This window comes from Mesorhizobium sp. ES1-4 (assembly GCF_020164745.1).
Classification (GTDB): Bacteria; Pseudomonadota; Alphaproteobacteria; order Rhizobiales; family Rhizobiaceae; genus Mesorhizobium.
In genome coordinates this window covers 233,484-248,511 of record NZ_JAIUGV010000002.1, presented here as the reverse complement: position 1 = coordinate 248,511, position 15,028 = coordinate 233,484, and the positions used below count along the sequence as shown (strand labels likewise).

Genomic DNA, 15,028 nt, shown 5'->3' with positions numbered 1-15,028 from the left:
CGCCGTCAGGCCTATTTTTGCCTGAGCCATTTCAGCACTTCCATGCTCGGATAGCCATCCTGGGTCAAGCCGACCTTTGCCTGATAGGCCATGATGGCCGTCTTCGAGCCGTCGCCGATCTTGCCGTCGAGTTTGCCATCATAAAGGCCATGCTGGGAAAGCCGCTTCTGCAGCTCCTGCCGTTCCTCGAAGCTGAGCTTGGTGAAGGGCCGGTTCCAGTCCTGCACCAGGCCGTTGCCGCCGGCGATCTCGTCGGCAAGCAGACCGACGGCGAGCGCGTATTTGTCGGCATTGTTGTAGGCCTTGATGACCGAGAAATTCCTGATCATCAGGAAGGCCGGCCCGCCACGACCGTCCGGCACTTTCAGCGTCGCCTTGTCAGTGAGATTCTTGAACGGCTTGCCGCTGGCGCGGACCACGCCGAGCGCCTGCCATTGCGCCAACGTCCTCGATCCGGCTGGGAATTTGCCGGCCGGCAGCGCGACTTCGTAGCCCCAGGTCTTGCCGGCCTGCCAGCCATTCTTCTTCAGCAGATTGGCTGATGTCGCCAGCGCATCGGGAATGGAATTCCAGATGTCGCGCTTGCCGTTGCCGTCCATGTCGACGGCATAGTGCTGGTAGCTGGTCGGGATGAACTGGGTCTGGCCCATGGCGCCAGCCCAGGAGCCCATCAGGTGGCTTTCGTCGATATCGCCGGTCTGCAGGATCTTCAGCGCGGCGACGAGTTGCGTGCGGGCATATTTCGAGCGCTTGGAATCGCCATAGGCCAGTGTCGCCAGCGAACGGATGACATTGCGCATGATGTCGTCGCGCTTGAGGATTTCGCCGTAGTTCGATTCCATCGACCAGATGGCCAACAGCACATATCGGTCGACGCCGAACCTGGCCTCGATCCTGTCCAGCCATGGTTTCCACTTTTGCGCCATCTGCTGCCCGACCGCGATGGACTGGTCATGGACGCGGTTGTCGAAATAGTCCCAGGCGGGGGCGGTGAATTCGGGCTGCGTGCGGGCCTTCTCCAACACCACTGGGTCGGCTTCCTTGAAGCCGCTGAAGGCCCGGTCGTAGACAGCGCCGGAAACGCCGCCCGCCACGGCGGTGGCGCGGAAGCCGGCGACCCATTGCCGGAAACCGGCGTCGGCGAAGGCCGGCCCGGCAGGCATCAATAAAGCGAGCGAGAGGCTGGCTGCCGTCATGGCGCTGGTAACACGTTTTGCGGCATTGCGAACGGACATCTTTTCCTCCTTCTCTGTCTCAGGAAAGACCATTCATCGCCGAACCGGGTTAGGAATTGGTTTACCATAGGTGTCGCCTGGAACGAAAAGACACCTCGATGCTTTAGCCGGTGGAAGTTTCCCTAACACGCTCAGTAATCTTCAATTCCGGCGTGAAAATGTCGCCAGACGGGGATTGCGGAGCCGGCCAGCAAACGGATAATTGAAAGCATGAAGAGAGTTCGCAAGGCAGTTTTCCCGGTGGCCGGTCTCGGCACGCGGTTTCTCCCGGCCACCAAGGCTGTTCCCAAGGAGATGCTGACCGTCGTCGACAGGCCGGTCATCCAATATGTCCTCGATGAAGCGCGCGAGGCGGGCATCGAGCATTTCATCTTCGTGACCGGCCGCAACAAGGCGGTCATCGAGGACCACTTCGATATCCAGTTCGAGCTCTATGACACGCTGGCACAGCGCGGCAAGGACGAGCAGCTTGCCCGCCTGCAGAGGCTGCAGCCCGCACCGGGCCAGACCAGCTTTACCCGCCAACAGGTGCCGATGGGTCTCGGCCATGCCGTCTGGTGCGCCCGCGAACTGGTCGGCGACGAGCCGTTCGCGCTGTTGTTGCCGGATATGATCATGCAGTCGGAAAAGAGCTGCACCAAGGCAATGGTCGAGCTCTACGAGGAAACCGGCAACAACATCATCGCCGTGCAGGAATGCGACCCGGCAGAAGCGCATAAATACGGCATCGTCGGGCGTGGCGAAGACACGCATCAGGGCTTCCGCATCACCGAAATGGTGGAAAAGCCGAAGACCGGCACGGCGCCGTCCAACCTCTATATCAACGGCCGCTACATCCTGCAGCCGGAAATCTTTGGTATCCTGGAGGGCCAGGAAAAGGGCGCCGGCAACGAAATCCAGCTCACCGACGCGATGCTGAAGCTGGAGAAGCAGCAGGCCTTCTACGGCTACCACTACAAGGGCCGCACCTTCGATTGCGGTTCGCCGGAAGGCTTCGTCGAGGCCAATGTCGCCTTCGCGCTATGGCGCAAGGACATGAACCAGAGCATGGCCGGCGTCATCCGTACGCTTCTCGACGAGATGAAGCCATCCGAGCGCCGCGGGGCGGCATTTTAGAATATGCCGATATTCGGGTGATGTGGCCCCGCGAAGGGCCGCTTGACCCGGATCTGACATACCCTTGGCGCGCACGCCTTCAGCGCTGCACTTTCACGCCGAGGTAGATGCTATTGGCGGTGTAGTCGCGGCCTGGCAGGTTGCTGGTCAGTTTTTCGGTTCGCACCCGGGTGGTGAGGCCCGCGTAGCGGTTCAGCCACCAGGTCAGCCCGGCCTCGGCGCTCAATATCCTGTCATGGCCGTCGATGCCGACATAGTCGCGCCAGTCCAGCCCCAGAGCCGCATTCGCGGTGAGATTGGATCGGACCAGGCGTTCGGCCGTCAGCCGGCCAGAATAGAGGATATCGCCGCTTTCACCTGATGTGGTCGTGGTCTCGACGGTGGTCTTGCCCGTCAGGCTGATCGTGGTGCCGCGTTCGGGCGACCATTTCAGATCGGCATTGACTGTGGCGCCTGAAATGGGCTCCAGGCTCTTGTCGTCGATCGCCTCCCTCAGCCAGCCGGCCGAGAATTCACCCGACAGCTTTTCGCCCATGTCGAGTTGCAGGCCGGCGCGGGCGCCGAGGCGCGTCGAGGAGCGTTCGAAGCCCTCATTGTCGATGCGCTGGTCGTAGGTCCGGCGGCCGACCTCGATTTCAGTGAAGGGCGTGAGCGCCGGAGAAATCTCGTAACCGGTGCGCAAGGTTGCGGTGTAGAGCGTGTTGTCCTGATCCTTCTGCGACAGCGAGGTGCCGTCCGAGAGCTTGGCGTCACCGTAGAAGTCGTGCGAGACCGCTCCGGTCAAGGTGTACTGCATCTTGCCGACCGCCTTCTCGACGCCGATACTGCCATCGATCGTCTGCCGCAGCGGCTGGGTGCTGACGCCGGCGATGGCATCGGGCGAAGACGCGGATTCCGGCACGGCTTCGTAGCCGAGCTTGGCGATGGCGCGCAGTTCATTGTCGAGATCGACGTTGAACTGGCCTTCGATACGGCCCTGCGCATCATGGACCGGGTAGCCGGACACGGTTTCGCGGAAAATGCCATAACCATCGATCGTCGCGGAGTTTTCGCGCCAGTCGGAAGCGGCGGTGAAGCGCAGCGCCGTCTCTGACAGCAGCGCGGATGTGCCGGCACTGCTGGAATCGCCGTTCGTCGTGGCCGTCAGCCCCTGTTCGATGGTCGGCCGGATGACGAATGAGCCCCATTTGACGCCGACGGCGGCGAACGGATCGTCCTCTGGCTTCTTGTTGTGGCCCTCGATTGCAGCGGTGCGCTCGGCGCCGGCGTCGAGTTTCTGCCTGTCCTCACTGTCGACGGTGAGTGCACGGCGATTGGCTGCTTCCTGGTCGGCCGCGATACTGCCGGTGTCGTCCGTTGTCGCCGTCGTGGCGGTGGTGGTTGGATCCGTGGCCGCCGTGGTGTTCTTTTTCTTCTTCGACTTGTCGGCGGCCTTGTCCTTTGCCTTGTCAGCCGCATTCTGCCTCGCGGGCGAGGCGCGGCGCGGCTTGGGCGGTGTGGGTGCGTCGGCGGAGGCATCGTCGCTGGCTTGGGGCGGGTCGAAGACGCTGGCAGTCGAGTTCGCGGCGTCCGTGTCGTCAGGGACGGCGCCGGCGCTGGCCGGCAGATAGATGCGCGCCGGCGCGTTGTCCTGCGCGGCAGCGTTGGCCGCCGCTTGCTGGGCAAGAACCAGGCTTCTCGCCTTGCGCTGCTGGTCGGACAGGATCGCCGATTCGGATACCTCTCCACGCAGTTCCGTTTCCTGGGCATGGAGGGGCGCAGGACGCAGCAAGGCAAAGATGCTGGTCGCCAGCAGCAAGGCGCATATCGCCTTGCCCTGTCGTCCCCTCAATTTTTCTGGCTGGGCCCCGGACATCGCCACCACTGCTTGCGCGGCGCACGCGCGCCATACTTACCGAACCGTAAATGGGGATGGTTAACGGAGGGTTGAGGCGGCGCGCCATCGGCGGGAAGCCATTTCCGTTGGACAGGCCGGCGGCAAAGCGCTAATCGCATCATCCATGCGTGCGAGACCTCTCGATAAGAAGCCTCTGGACAGGCAAGCGTCGATCGAATCGGCGCTGAGAACCGTGACAACCGAACAGGCCGGGATCGCGGCCCTTGCCGACGCGCTCGAGAACGGACTGGCAGCACCCTTCGCCCAGGCCGTCGAGATGATCTCGAAGATCGAAGGGCGGCTCATCATCACCGGTGTCGGCAAAAGCGGCCATATCGGTTCGAAGATCGCGGCGACGCTGGCCTCGACCGGCACGCCGGCCTTTTTCGTCCATCCCGTCGAGGCCAATCATGGCGATCTCGGCATGATCGCCAGGGATGATGCCATCGTCGCGATATCGTGGTCGGGCGAGAGCAAGGAGATGATGGGCATCGTCGCCTATTCCCGACGCTTCTCTATCCCGCTCATCGCCGTGACCTCCGGAGAGACATCGGCGCTGGCGCGCGCGGCCGACATCGTGCTGCTTTTGCCACGTACGCCCGAGGCCTGTCCGCACGGATTGGCGCCGACGACGTCGACGCTGCTGCAACTGGTCATGGGCGATGCGCTGGCGATCGCGCTGCTCGAGGCGCGCGGCTTCACGCCGGACCATTTCCGCACCTTCCACCCCGGCGGCCAGCTCGGCGCCAACCTGACCATGGTCTCCGAGATCATGCGGGTCGGCGAGCAGATGCCGCTCGCTGTACTCGGCACAAAGATGCCGGAGGCGGTGATGACGCTGTCGCAAAAGAAGGTCGGCTGCGTCCTGATCGTCGACGCCAATGGCGAGCTGGCCGGGATCATCACCGACGGTGACGTCGCGCGCAACCTGCATCGCAACCTGGCCGATGTCATCGTCGACGAGGTGATGACCCGCACGCCCAAGACGGTCGATCCGCAGACGCTTGCCGGTACGGCGATCGCGCTCCTCAACGAGCACAATATCGGTGCGCTCGTGGTGACCAAAAACAACATGCCGCTGGGCGTGGTGCATTTCCACGACCTGCTGCGCATCGGCGCCGCGTAGGCGTGTCGAGACCCTGACCTGAATCTCAACACACCTTTCTCGTTGGCGCCGTCAAAAAGAATTCAGACCGCCTCCACCGTCAATTCCAGATCGGTGTCGGCAGCGGCCGTGACACGCACCTGGGTGCCGGCCGGCAGATCCGGGCCGGAGACGCGCCACAGCGTGTCGCCGAGCTTGATGCGGCCGCGGCCGTCGCGGATCGGTTCGGCAAGCGTTGCCATCTTGCCGACCATCTGCGCACCGCGGCGATTGAGCAGCGGCTGGTCGGTTGGCTGGTCGCGTCCGCCCATGAGTTTCTTGCCGGCAAAGGCTGAAACCAGCGACAACACGAGGAACAGGAGCACCTGGACCTGCCACGTCCAGATGGCGGCATCCCAGACCAGCAGCGACACCGCGCCGACGATCAGAGCGGCGATGCCGATCCAAAGCATGAAGAAACCCGGCGCGACGACCTCTACCACCAGCAGCACGAAGCCCAGGACCATCCAGTTCCACGGGCCCAATTCAAAAACGATGCGATCGAGCATGGGAGTAACCTCCTGCGATCTCAATTCTCGCTCGGGCGGACCACCGGCGGGCGGGCCGCCTGCCGCTGCGCGCCGGTCGTGCCTTCGCTTCGGAAAACTTCCTTGGCGATTTCGCCGATGCCGCCAAGCGTGCCGATCAGCGACGAGGCTTCCAGCGGCATCAGCACGACCTTGCTGTTGGTGGCCGAACCGATCCTGGTCAGGGCCTCGGTGTATTTCTGGGCGACGAAGTAGTTCAGCGCCTGCACGTCACCCTTGGAAATCGCTTCCGACACCACCTGGGTGGCGCGGGCTTCTGCCTCGGCCGAGCGTTCGCGCGCCTCGGCGTCGCGGAAGGCGGCTTCCTTGCGGCCTTCGGCTTCGAGGATCTGCGACTGCTTGAGGCCCTCGGCGGCCAGGATCTGCGCGCGCTTGTTGCGCTCGGCGGTCATCTGGCGGCCCATCGATTCGATGAGGTTGGCCGGCGGGTTGATGTCCTTGATCTCGACGCGGGTGATTTTGATGCCCCATGGGTGTGCCGCCTCGTCGACGACCCGCAGCAGGCGCTCGTTGATGGCGTCGCGGTTGGACAGCAATTCATCGAGGTCCATCGAACCCATGACGGTACGGATGTTGGTCATCGTCAGGTTGAGGATGGCGTTCTGCAGGCCGGCAACCTGATAAGCGGCCTGTGCCGCATTGAGGATCTGGTAGAAAGCGATGCCGTCGACACCGACGATGGCGTTGTCGCGGGTGATGATCTCCTGGCTCGGAACGTCGAGCACCTGTTCCATCATGTTCATCTTGGCGCCGATGCGGTCGACGAACGGCGTGATCAGGTTGAGGCCGGGGCTCAGTGTCTTGGTGTAACGACCAAAGCGTTCGACGGTATAGTTGTACCCCTGCGGAATTGTCTTGATGCCCTTGAACAGCACCAGCACGACAAGCGCGACCAGAACAACGACCGCAATATCGAAACCACTGAAATCCATTTGGCTCTCCCTCAGAAGCAGGTTGCGCAAGCCATTCCCGCGCCGCCGACTTCACCAAAGACTTAAGTGTGTTTCAGCAGCGTTACAATCAGGTGATGAGGGATTGTTTGTGGGACCACACTCAGTGGTTGAAGGCAAAAAGGCTTGCATCCGTGTCTTCAACTCCATTGATCGAAGCTGACACGATCTCGGAAGCGATGCGTGAGAAGGTGATGCCGTTGCCGCCATAACCCATTACGGCATGGATGCGTGGGTGCCTGGGGATAGCGCCGATACAGGGCAGGCCTGACGTCGTGGTGCCGAAGGAACCGGTCCAGGCAAATTCGGGCCTGACGTCGAGATGCGGAAACATCAGGCTTAGTTTTGCGGCGATGCGTGCGCTCTTGTCGCCGATCAGTTCATCGCGCCGCGTCTCGTCGACAAAATTCTCGTCCTCGCCACCGCAGATGACCCTGCCGTCGGCCGTTGCCCTGACGTAGAGATAGGGATCGGAAGCTTCCCAGATCAACGCCGCACCCGGCCAGAGCTTTCGCGGTTGCGGGCGGGTCGCGATCGCCCAGGTCGAGATGATCCGGTGGGCGGTCGCCGGCACGATGTCGACCAGCTCGTAACCGGTGGCCAGCACCACGTGTCGCGCCGTGATGGTCGGGCCCTCTTTGGTCGCCACGGCCACCTCGCCGGCGCTGTCCTCGATCCCTGTCGCTTCGACGGGAGCGTGAAAACGGGCCTTGCGTTCCAGAGCCTTGAGAAACAACCCAGCCGTCAGCTTGCGCGGATCGAGCACGATGTTGCCATGGCTGAGGATGGCGCCGCCGCGATCGATGCCGAACCCCTCGGCGAGCGGCCGAGGGGTTAGATACGTCGCGGCGATGCCAGCCTGGCGTCGCGCCTCGGCCTCCTCGCGCAACTCCGATGGGCCGAGCATGGTACCGGTCAGATAGAGCGACTGGGTGCGGCCCATCCCGCAGTTGATGCCGAGTTCGGCGATGCAGGCGGCAAGGTTGGAAATGGCCAGCCGCGAGCGGCGCCAGGCCTGCCGTGCCGGGGCCTTGCCGATCATGCCCGAAAGAACCGAAAGCGGCTGGTCGATCTCGAACTGCACCAGCGCGGTGGTTGCCGCTGTCGATCCTCTCAGCGGTCCGCGCCGGTCGATGCAGATCACGGCGTGGCCGTCCGCTGTCAGCGCCTCCGCCATCATGGCGCCGCTGATGCCCATGCCGACGATCAGCACGTCGGTCCTGACATCCCGGGTCAGCCTGTCGGACGGCACGGCGGGCGCGCGATAGGCCGACCAGACTGGCTGGCCGGTCCTGAGGTCGAGTTTGCGGGGCATCGAATTCTCCGGAGGGTGCGCTTCAACGCCCCGGAAGTGGCGGTGGTTCCGGCGTCAGGCCCAGCCTGACAATTCGCGCCGCACCATCGCCTCGATCACCGCCATGCCTTCGGCGCTGTCGTTGAGGCAAGGGATATGGGCAAAGTTTTCGCCACCGGCATGATGGAAGGTCTCGGCTGCCTCGCGGCCGATCTCGTCCAGCGTCTCGATGCAGTCGACGGAAAAGCCGGGATTGACGATGGCGATCGATTTGACGCCGTCCCTGGCCAGTTTCTCCACCGTCTTGTCGGTGTAGGGCTGCAGCCACTCCTGCGCCCCAAAGCGCGACTGAAAAGTGGTGATGAGCTTGTTCTGGTCCCAGCCAAGCCGGTCGCGCAGCAGCCGCGTCGTCTTCAGGCAATGGCAGTGGTATGGATCGCCCTTTTCAAAATAGGGTTTTGGGATGCCGTGATAGGAGGCAATGACCATCTCTGGCTCGAAATCGAGCGTCGCCAGGTGCCGTTCGATCGAGCTGGCAAGAGCCTCGATGTAGACAGGCTCATCATAATAGGGCGGCACGCTGCGGACGGCAGGGGCCGCTCGCATCTTCATAAGCGCCCGGAATAACTGGTCGTTGGCGGTGGCGGTCGTCGTTGCCGAATACTGCGGATAGAGCGGGAACGAAAGGATGCGGTCGCAGCCCTGCGCGGCCAGCCTTTCGGCGACGCTGGCGGTGGACGGATTGCCGTAGCGCATCGCCCAAGCGACGACGACATTGGGCAGGTCGCTCAGCGCCCCGGCCAGCTTTTCGGACTGGGCGCGCGTGTAGGTGCGCAGCGGCGACTCGTTCTTCTCCTGGTTCCAGATCCTGGCATAGTTGGCGCCGGACTTCTTGGGCCGGGTGGTGAGTACCAGCCCATAAAGGATGGGATACCAGACCGCCTTGTTGAGTTCGATAACGCGCGGATCGGACAGGAATTCCCTGAGATAGCGCCACATCGGCTTGAAGTCGGTACCGTCGGGCGTGCCGAGATTGACCAGCACGACGCCGATCTTGCCAGCCTTGACCGGCGGATGTCCGGCAGGCAGCGGGCCAGCCGCCTTCGCGGCCTCGGTAACGACAGGGGTGGAAAGCGACATCAGGGATCTCCGGGCACGGCGTGAACCTAGCGACGGCGCGCCGGTTTTCAATGTCGCGTCTGGCCGCACCTTATAGCGTCTCCGGCCGAAAACAGAACACCCGCCCCGGTTTCCGGGATGGGTGTTTCGTGGGAAAGCCAGCGACGTTACTTCGCCGGGATGGTGAGCGTCTCGCCGGGGACAAGCCGGTGGGGTCTTTGACCCTGGTTGGCTTCATAGATGACTTTCCATTTGGTCGCGTCGCCATAGGCCTTCTTCGCCAAATCCCAGTAGGTATCGCCGGCAATGATGACATGGCTGCTCCCGGACGGTGCGGCCTCGGCTGGCTTTGCCGGTTCGGCTGGCGCGGGTGCGGGTTCGGCGGGCTTTGCCGGTTCGACCGGAGCTGGTGCAACGGGGGCAGGAGCGGCCTCGGCTGGCTTTGCCGGTTCGGCTGGCGCGGGCGCGGGTTCGGCGGGCTTTGCCGGGGCAGGAGCGGTCGGAGCAGGCGCTCCCTCTGTCGACATGGCCGGCGGCGTGTTGGCGATATCGCCTGAATTGGCGGGCAGGTCCGGCATTGCAGGCGCAGCATCGGCGGACTTTGCCGGTTCCGCCGGGTTGGCGGCATCGGCTGGTGCCGGAGTCGCGGGAGCCGTTTCGGCCGGTTTGGCTGGTTCGGTTGCGGGAGCTGCCGCTGTCGTCGCGGCGATTTCGGTGATGCGGCCGTCGAGCTTGGGCGTGTAGGGGCGGTGGGCGCTGAGATAGTCGGCGACAACCGTTTCGAGACCGGGGCCGTAATCATAGGCGTTCTTGGCCTTTTCGGCGAAGACCTTGTAGCCGTCGCCGCCCTGGCGCACGTAATTGTTGGTGGCGACCAGGTAGTCCTTGTCCGGGTTGATCGGCGTCCAGGCGCCGTTCTCCATCACCTCCACGGATTTGACACGGCCGGCATTGGGCGCGACCGACTTGTCGAAGGAATATTTGATGCCCGCCACCTGCGGGAAGCGGCCGGCGCCGTCCTCGATCTGGCTGAGCCCGCTTTCGAGGCCGGCGACGAGGTCCTTGCCGGAAATCTGGAAGGTCGCCAGCGTGTTCTGGAACGGCAGCACGGTCAGCACCTCGCCCATGGTGACGATGCCTTTGTCGATCGAGGCGCGCAGGCCGCCGCCGTTGGAGATGACGATCTCGACGCCCTGTCCCTTGACGCAATCGAGGATGGCATCGGAGACGAGGTTGCCCATCGCGCATTCCTTGGCGCGGCAACTTTCGCGGCTGCCGTCGATCACGTCGGTGGTCTCTGCCACTTCCTTGTTCTTCAGGGCCTCGATCGGTGCGCCGAGTTCCTTGATGCGGGCGAGCACCGCGGGATCGGGCGTGATCGATTTGTCGAGATAGATCGGGTCGCCGCTCGCCGATTTGACGACGCCATTGTCGTCGAACACCACTTTGAACTCGCCGAGATATTTCGAATAGGACGCCGCCTGCACCACCGGCACCTTGTAGCCGTCCGGATTGTCGACCATCGTCGGGTAGGGGCCAGCCGCCTTCGGATCGGTGTTGGACAGAAGCGTGTGGCTGTGGCCGCCGACCACGACGTCGATGCCAGGGATCTTGGCAATGACGTCGCGTTCCCTGTTATAGCCGATATGGGTCACGGCGATGATCTTGTTGACGCCCTGCGCCTTCAACTTCTCCACCTCCGCCGTGATCGACTTGACGTCGTTCTCGATGGTGATGTTGGGGCCGGGGGAGGCGAGTTCGGGCGTGTCGTTGGTGACGGCGCCGATGATGCCGATCTTCTGGCCGCCGACCTCGACCACGATCGACGGCTTGACGCGGTCGCCGAGTTTGGACTGGGCGTTGGCCTTGACGTTGGCGCCGAGCACGGGGAACTTGATCATGTCGAGGAACGGCGCCAGTGCCGCTTCGCCGTCGTCGAATTCGTGGTTGCCGAGCGCCATGGCGTCGAATTTCATGTCATTGAGGAACTCGCCTTCGACCTTGCCCTTGTAGGTCGTGTAGAACAGTGAGCCTTGGAAATTGTCGCCGGCGCTCAGCAGCAGCACGTTCTGGCCTTCCAATTTCTTGCGTTCCTGGGCGATCGCCGTGATCAGCCGGCCGGCGCCGCCGATGCATTCGCCCTTGGTCTCCTCCTCGGCAGAGCAGGTCGATTCATATTTGTTGTTGCCCTCGATGCGGCTGTGCCAGTCATTGATGTGCAAGATATTCAGTGTGTAGTCGGCAAAGGATACGCCGGACGACAGGCCAAGCGCCGAAGCGGAAAGGACGGCAATGGCGGCAAGCTTCTTCATCTTCGTCTCCCGATGGCTGATCAGAGGCGTCTAACGCGCTTGCTTGACTGGGATATAACAGGCGGTGTTTTTGATCATGTTCCCATCGCATTGCGGCTGACGCAAGCGGAAATGCCGAGCTGTTTGCTGGCGCAAAACCCGGGGTATTTGCTGACGCAAAACCCGAGCTGTTTGCTAGCGCAAAACCAGAGGTATTTGCTGACGCAAAACCAGAGGTATTTGCTGACTCAAAACCAGAGGTATTTGCTGACGCAAACCCCGGGGTGTTTGCGAAAAAAAACGGCGACCGAGCGGCCGCCGTTTCTTTGTAATGCGAACGTCGCTGGTTCAGACGCGCCGCGTCAGCACGAAATTCTGGCCGGATGAACTGGTGCAGTTGAGCTGGCTGGTGGATACCAGCAGGCAGTTGAAGCTGACACCGGTCTGGCGGATCAGCGAGGTGCCGTTGATCTGCACCGACGTCGCGCCGGTCATCGTGTAGCTGCCATCGGCAAGCTTCTGGCCGGTGTCGGTGGCGACGGTCGTGAACTTACCGCCGTTGAAGGTCGACAGGCCGGTGCCCTTGGCGTCGATCCAGGAGCCCTCGACGCCTTTCGGCGCGGCTGCCATCGGCGGCATGTCGGGGCCGCTGGTGGCACAGGCAGCGAGCATCGAGGCAACCGCGCCCGCCATGCCCATCGAAAGAAACTTGCGCGCAATAGTCATATGAAATCCTCTCCAAACGCGTCGGTCCAAAAATCAGCCGATTTCTGGGAAGCGCGACGCGAACGTCCAAAGTGCTGGGGTAGACTCCAAGCGTCCAATGGGACGCGTATCGCCACTCCAGGCCGCATCCTTTCAATCGCCCGATTTCCGGGCGATTGCAAGGCAATGGCGCAGGGTGCGCGGGGTGCTATCGGACGAGGATGTTGCGGAATTGCCACGGATCGCTGCGGTCGAGGTCCTCCGGGAAGAGGCCCGGTCGCCGGTCGAGCGGCGTCCAGTCGGTATAGTAGCCCTTGACTGGTCCGAGATATGGCGACTGCACGTCCAGGCAGCGCCTGTAGTCCATCTCGTCGGCCTCGACGATGCCGGCTGCCGGATTTTCCAGGGCCCAGACCATGCCGGCCAGAACCGCCGAGGTGACCTGCATGCCGGTGGCGTTCTGATAGGGGGCCAGCTTGCGCGCCTCGGCGAGCGACAGCTGGGAACCGTACCAGTAGGCATTCTTGTCGTGTCCGTAGAGCAGGACGCCGAGCTCGTCGACACCGTCGACCAGCTCGTTCTCGTCGAGCACGTGGTGCTCCGGCTGCGGCTTGCCGGCGGCACCGAACATCTCGTCGAGCGACAGCATGGCATCATTGCAGGGATGATAGGCGTAGTGGCAGGTGGGGCGGTATTGAACCTTGCCCTTCCTGGAGCGCACGGTGAAGAAATCGGCGATCGAGATCGCCTCGTTGTGCGTCACCAGCAGGCCATACTGCGCGCCCGGCGTTGGGCACCAGGAGCGCACGCGCGTGTTGGCGCCGGGCTGCTCCAGATAGATCGCCGCCTTGGAGCCGTGCTTGTGCTTCTTGCCGTTCTTGGGCATCCATTTTTCGTGGGTGCCCCAGCCGAGCTCCGCGGGCTGCAGTCCCTCGGAGATGAAGCCTTCGACCGACCAGGTGTTCCAGAACACATCCATCGGCTTGGGCTTCTTGGTGCGCTGGGTATCGCGCTCGGCGATGTGGATGCCCTTGACGCCGGCCTTCTTCATCAGCTTGGCCCAGCCCTCGCGGTCTTCCTGCGCAGGCTCGGAGAACTCCATGCCGAGATCGGTGGCGAGATTGACCAGCGCCTGCTTGACGAACCAGGACACCATGCCGGGATTGGCACCGCAGGTGGAGACCGCCGTCGCGCCGCCTGGCTTGTCGTGCTTTTCCTTGATCAGCGCTTCGCGCAGCGCATAGTTGGTGCGGCTGGCATTGTCGGCCTTGGCGTCGAAGTAGAAACCAAGCCACGGCTCGACGACGGTGTCGATGTAAAGCACGCCGAGCTTGCGGCAGAGCCGCATCAGGTCCACCGAGCCGGTGTCGACCGACAGGTTGACGCAGAAGCCCTGGCCGCCGCCATTGGTCAGAAGCGGCGTCAAAAGCTTCTTGTAGTTCTTCTCGGTCACCGCTTCCTGGACGAAGGCGATGCCGCGCTCGTCGAGCAGCTTGCGATCGGTATCGCGCGGGTCGAGGACCGTCATGCGCGACTTGTCGAACTTGAAATGGCGTTCGATGAGCGGCAGCGTCCCGCGTCCGATCGAGCCAAAGCCGATCATCACCACGGGGCCGGTGATCTCACCGTAAACGGGCCAGTTTTCATTCGCCATTTTATCGAGCACTCCTTCAACTGCGTGCAAAAGCTGGGCAACTACGTGCAAAAGCTGGGCAACTACGTGCAAAAGCCGGGCATTTTCGCCCAACGGCCATGCGCTACATCACAGATCATTGTCATAAACCAGCGAAAAGCGCCAACCCGCGACTACGCGTCCTTGGCCATGTGGTTAAGGACAGCGACCAGCCGATCGCGATCCGACGTCAGGCCCTTGTAGTCGAGCTGGGCGCTATCGAGCGCGTCGAGCTGGGCGGCGAAGGATGCCGCCAGCGTCGACCGGTCCGGGTGCCGCGCCAGCACGGCGATCGGGTCGAGGTGGATGCGGATGGTGAACAGGATATCGCGCGAGGCGGGCAGTTTGCGTAGCGTCTGACGCTCGACGCGGATGAAGGCATGCGCCTTCACGTCACCGTCGGGGAAACGCGTCGGCCGGCTGGTGGCGCGGTCGATGCGCTCGACATTGGACAGTGGATGGTAGAGCGCATCGCCTGATTGGATCGACCAGTTGTAGCGCTCGACCGCCTGGCCCTGCAGGCCATCGAACATCCGGTTGATGAGATCGGCCGGCCTGGTGCCCGGGCCGAAGCCCGGCACCGGCTCGTGGATCTGCTGCAGCGGCTTGCCGAATTTTTCGGTGAGCGCCCAGGACGAGGGGAAGCACAGCGAACCCGCGGCCAGGCGCCAGCCGCTGTCGTCACGGCGCATGAGGATCAGGTCTTCCTGGACCAGCAGCGAGGCCGCGACCAGGGGAGCGCCGGCGAGACTGGCAGAGATGGCGGGACGGTTCGTCGCGCCCACGACCGCGACGCCCGCATGGCTGCGCCGGTGGGTGTCGGGAAATCTTTCCGGCAGGTAGGCGCTGAGCAAGTCGAGCATCTCTTGCTGGGCAGCGCGCGTGCCGTCCTCCTCGACGAAGACGCGCTCGGGGATTTCGCCATAGAGCCGGCGCTTCTCGGCGAGATATGCCGGCAGATGGTCGTCGATCTCGATCCAGTCCGCGGGGTCGAGCGGCTTCAGCCCGATGGTGAAGAGTTTCGAGGAGCCGTCATAGGGCGTATGGGTGGGCTGGCGAAGACTCATTTCCGACTGTC

Annotated in this window: 12 protein-coding genes; 2 read left to right on the top strand and 10 right to left on the bottom strand. The window is 63.1% G+C overall.

All coding sequences use genetic code 11. The annotated features are described in order from the left end of the window. Positions 1-11 precede the first annotated feature (11 nt). The gene (locus LB556_RS04825) at positions 12-1,235 is read right to left on the bottom strand and encodes a lytic murein transglycosylase (protein WP_224564637.1); all 1,224 of its coding nucleotides are present in this window, start codon (positions 1,233-1,235) and stop codon (positions 12-14) included. A gap of 210 nt (positions 1,236-1,445) precedes the next feature. On the opposite strand from LB556_RS04825, the gene galU reads away from it, so the two are divergent. Then, positions 1,446-2,351 (top strand): UTP--glucose-1-phosphate uridylyltransferase GalU, encoded by a 906-nt coding sequence (galU, locus tag LB556_RS04820; RefSeq protein ID WP_263485091.1) that lies wholly within the window; start codon positions 1,446-1,448, stop codon positions 2,349-2,351. A gap of 79 nt (positions 2,352-2,430) precedes the next feature. Here the strand turns inward: galU and LB556_RS04815 are convergent, their stop codons facing one another. Further along, positions 2,431-4,206: an outer membrane beta-barrel protein gene (locus tag LB556_RS04815; protein ID WP_224564635.1), complete on the bottom strand. Its 1,776-nt coding sequence runs from the start codon at positions 4,204-4,206 to the stop codon at positions 2,431-2,433. Between the two features lie 145 nt (positions 4,207-4,351). On the opposite strand from LB556_RS04815, the gene LB556_RS04810 reads away from it, so the two are divergent. Then, positions 4,352-5,353, top strand: coding sequence for an SIS domain-containing protein (locus LB556_RS04810; RefSeq protein ID WP_224564633.1), 1,002 nt, complete (start codon positions 4,352-4,354; stop codon positions 5,351-5,353). 62 nt (positions 5,354-5,415) lie between these two features. Here the strand turns inward: LB556_RS04810 and LB556_RS04805 are convergent, their stop codons facing one another. From LB556_RS04805 to LB556_RS04770, 8 genes are all read right to left on the bottom strand, one after another. Then, positions 5,416-5,880: an NfeD family protein gene (locus tag LB556_RS04805; protein ID WP_224564631.1), complete on the bottom strand. Its 465-nt coding sequence runs from the start codon at positions 5,878-5,880 to the stop codon at positions 5,416-5,418. 20 nt (positions 5,881-5,900) lie between these two features. Continuing rightward, positions 5,901-6,851, bottom strand: coding sequence for an SPFH domain-containing protein (locus LB556_RS04800; protein WP_127278883.1), 951 nt, complete (start codon positions 6,849-6,851; stop codon positions 5,901-5,903). Positions 6,852-6,972: 121 nt separating this feature from the next. Beyond that, positions 6,973-8,184 carry an NAD(P)/FAD-dependent oxidoreductase gene (locus LB556_RS04795; protein ID WP_224564629.1) on the bottom strand — a complete coding sequence of 404 codons (1,212 nt, stop codon included), beginning with the start codon at positions 8,182-8,184 and terminating at the stop codon, positions 6,973-6,975. Between the two features lie 54 nt (positions 8,185-8,238). Then, positions 8,239-9,303, bottom strand: a complete 1,065-nt coding sequence (gene hemH / locus LB556_RS04790) for a ferrochelatase (protein ID WP_224564627.1) — start codon at positions 9,301-9,303, stop codon at positions 8,239-8,241. Between the two features lie 146 nt (positions 9,304-9,449). Beyond that, positions 9,450-11,594 carry a bifunctional metallophosphatase/5'-nucleotidase gene (locus LB556_RS04785; RefSeq protein ID WP_224564624.1) on the bottom strand — a complete coding sequence of 715 codons (2,145 nt, stop codon included), beginning with the start codon at positions 11,592-11,594 and terminating at the stop codon, positions 9,450-9,452. A 327-nt stretch (positions 11,595-11,921) separates the two neighbouring features. Next, positions 11,922-12,299 (bottom strand): hypothetical protein, encoded by a 378-nt coding sequence (locus tag LB556_RS04780; protein WP_224564622.1) that lies wholly within the window; start codon positions 12,297-12,299, stop codon positions 11,922-11,924. Between the two features lie 187 nt (positions 12,300-12,486). Further along, complete coding sequence (locus LB556_RS04775) at positions 12,487-13,932, bottom strand: homospermidine synthase (RefSeq protein WP_224564619.1); 1,446 nt, start codon at positions 13,930-13,932, stop codon at positions 12,487-12,489. Between the two features lie 152 nt (positions 13,933-14,084). Then, positions 14,085-15,017: a heme-dependent oxidative N-demethylase family protein gene (locus tag LB556_RS04770; RefSeq protein ID WP_224564616.1), complete on the bottom strand. Its 933-nt coding sequence runs from the start codon at positions 15,015-15,017 to the stop codon at positions 14,085-14,087. Positions 15,018-15,028: the final 11 nt, after the last annotated feature.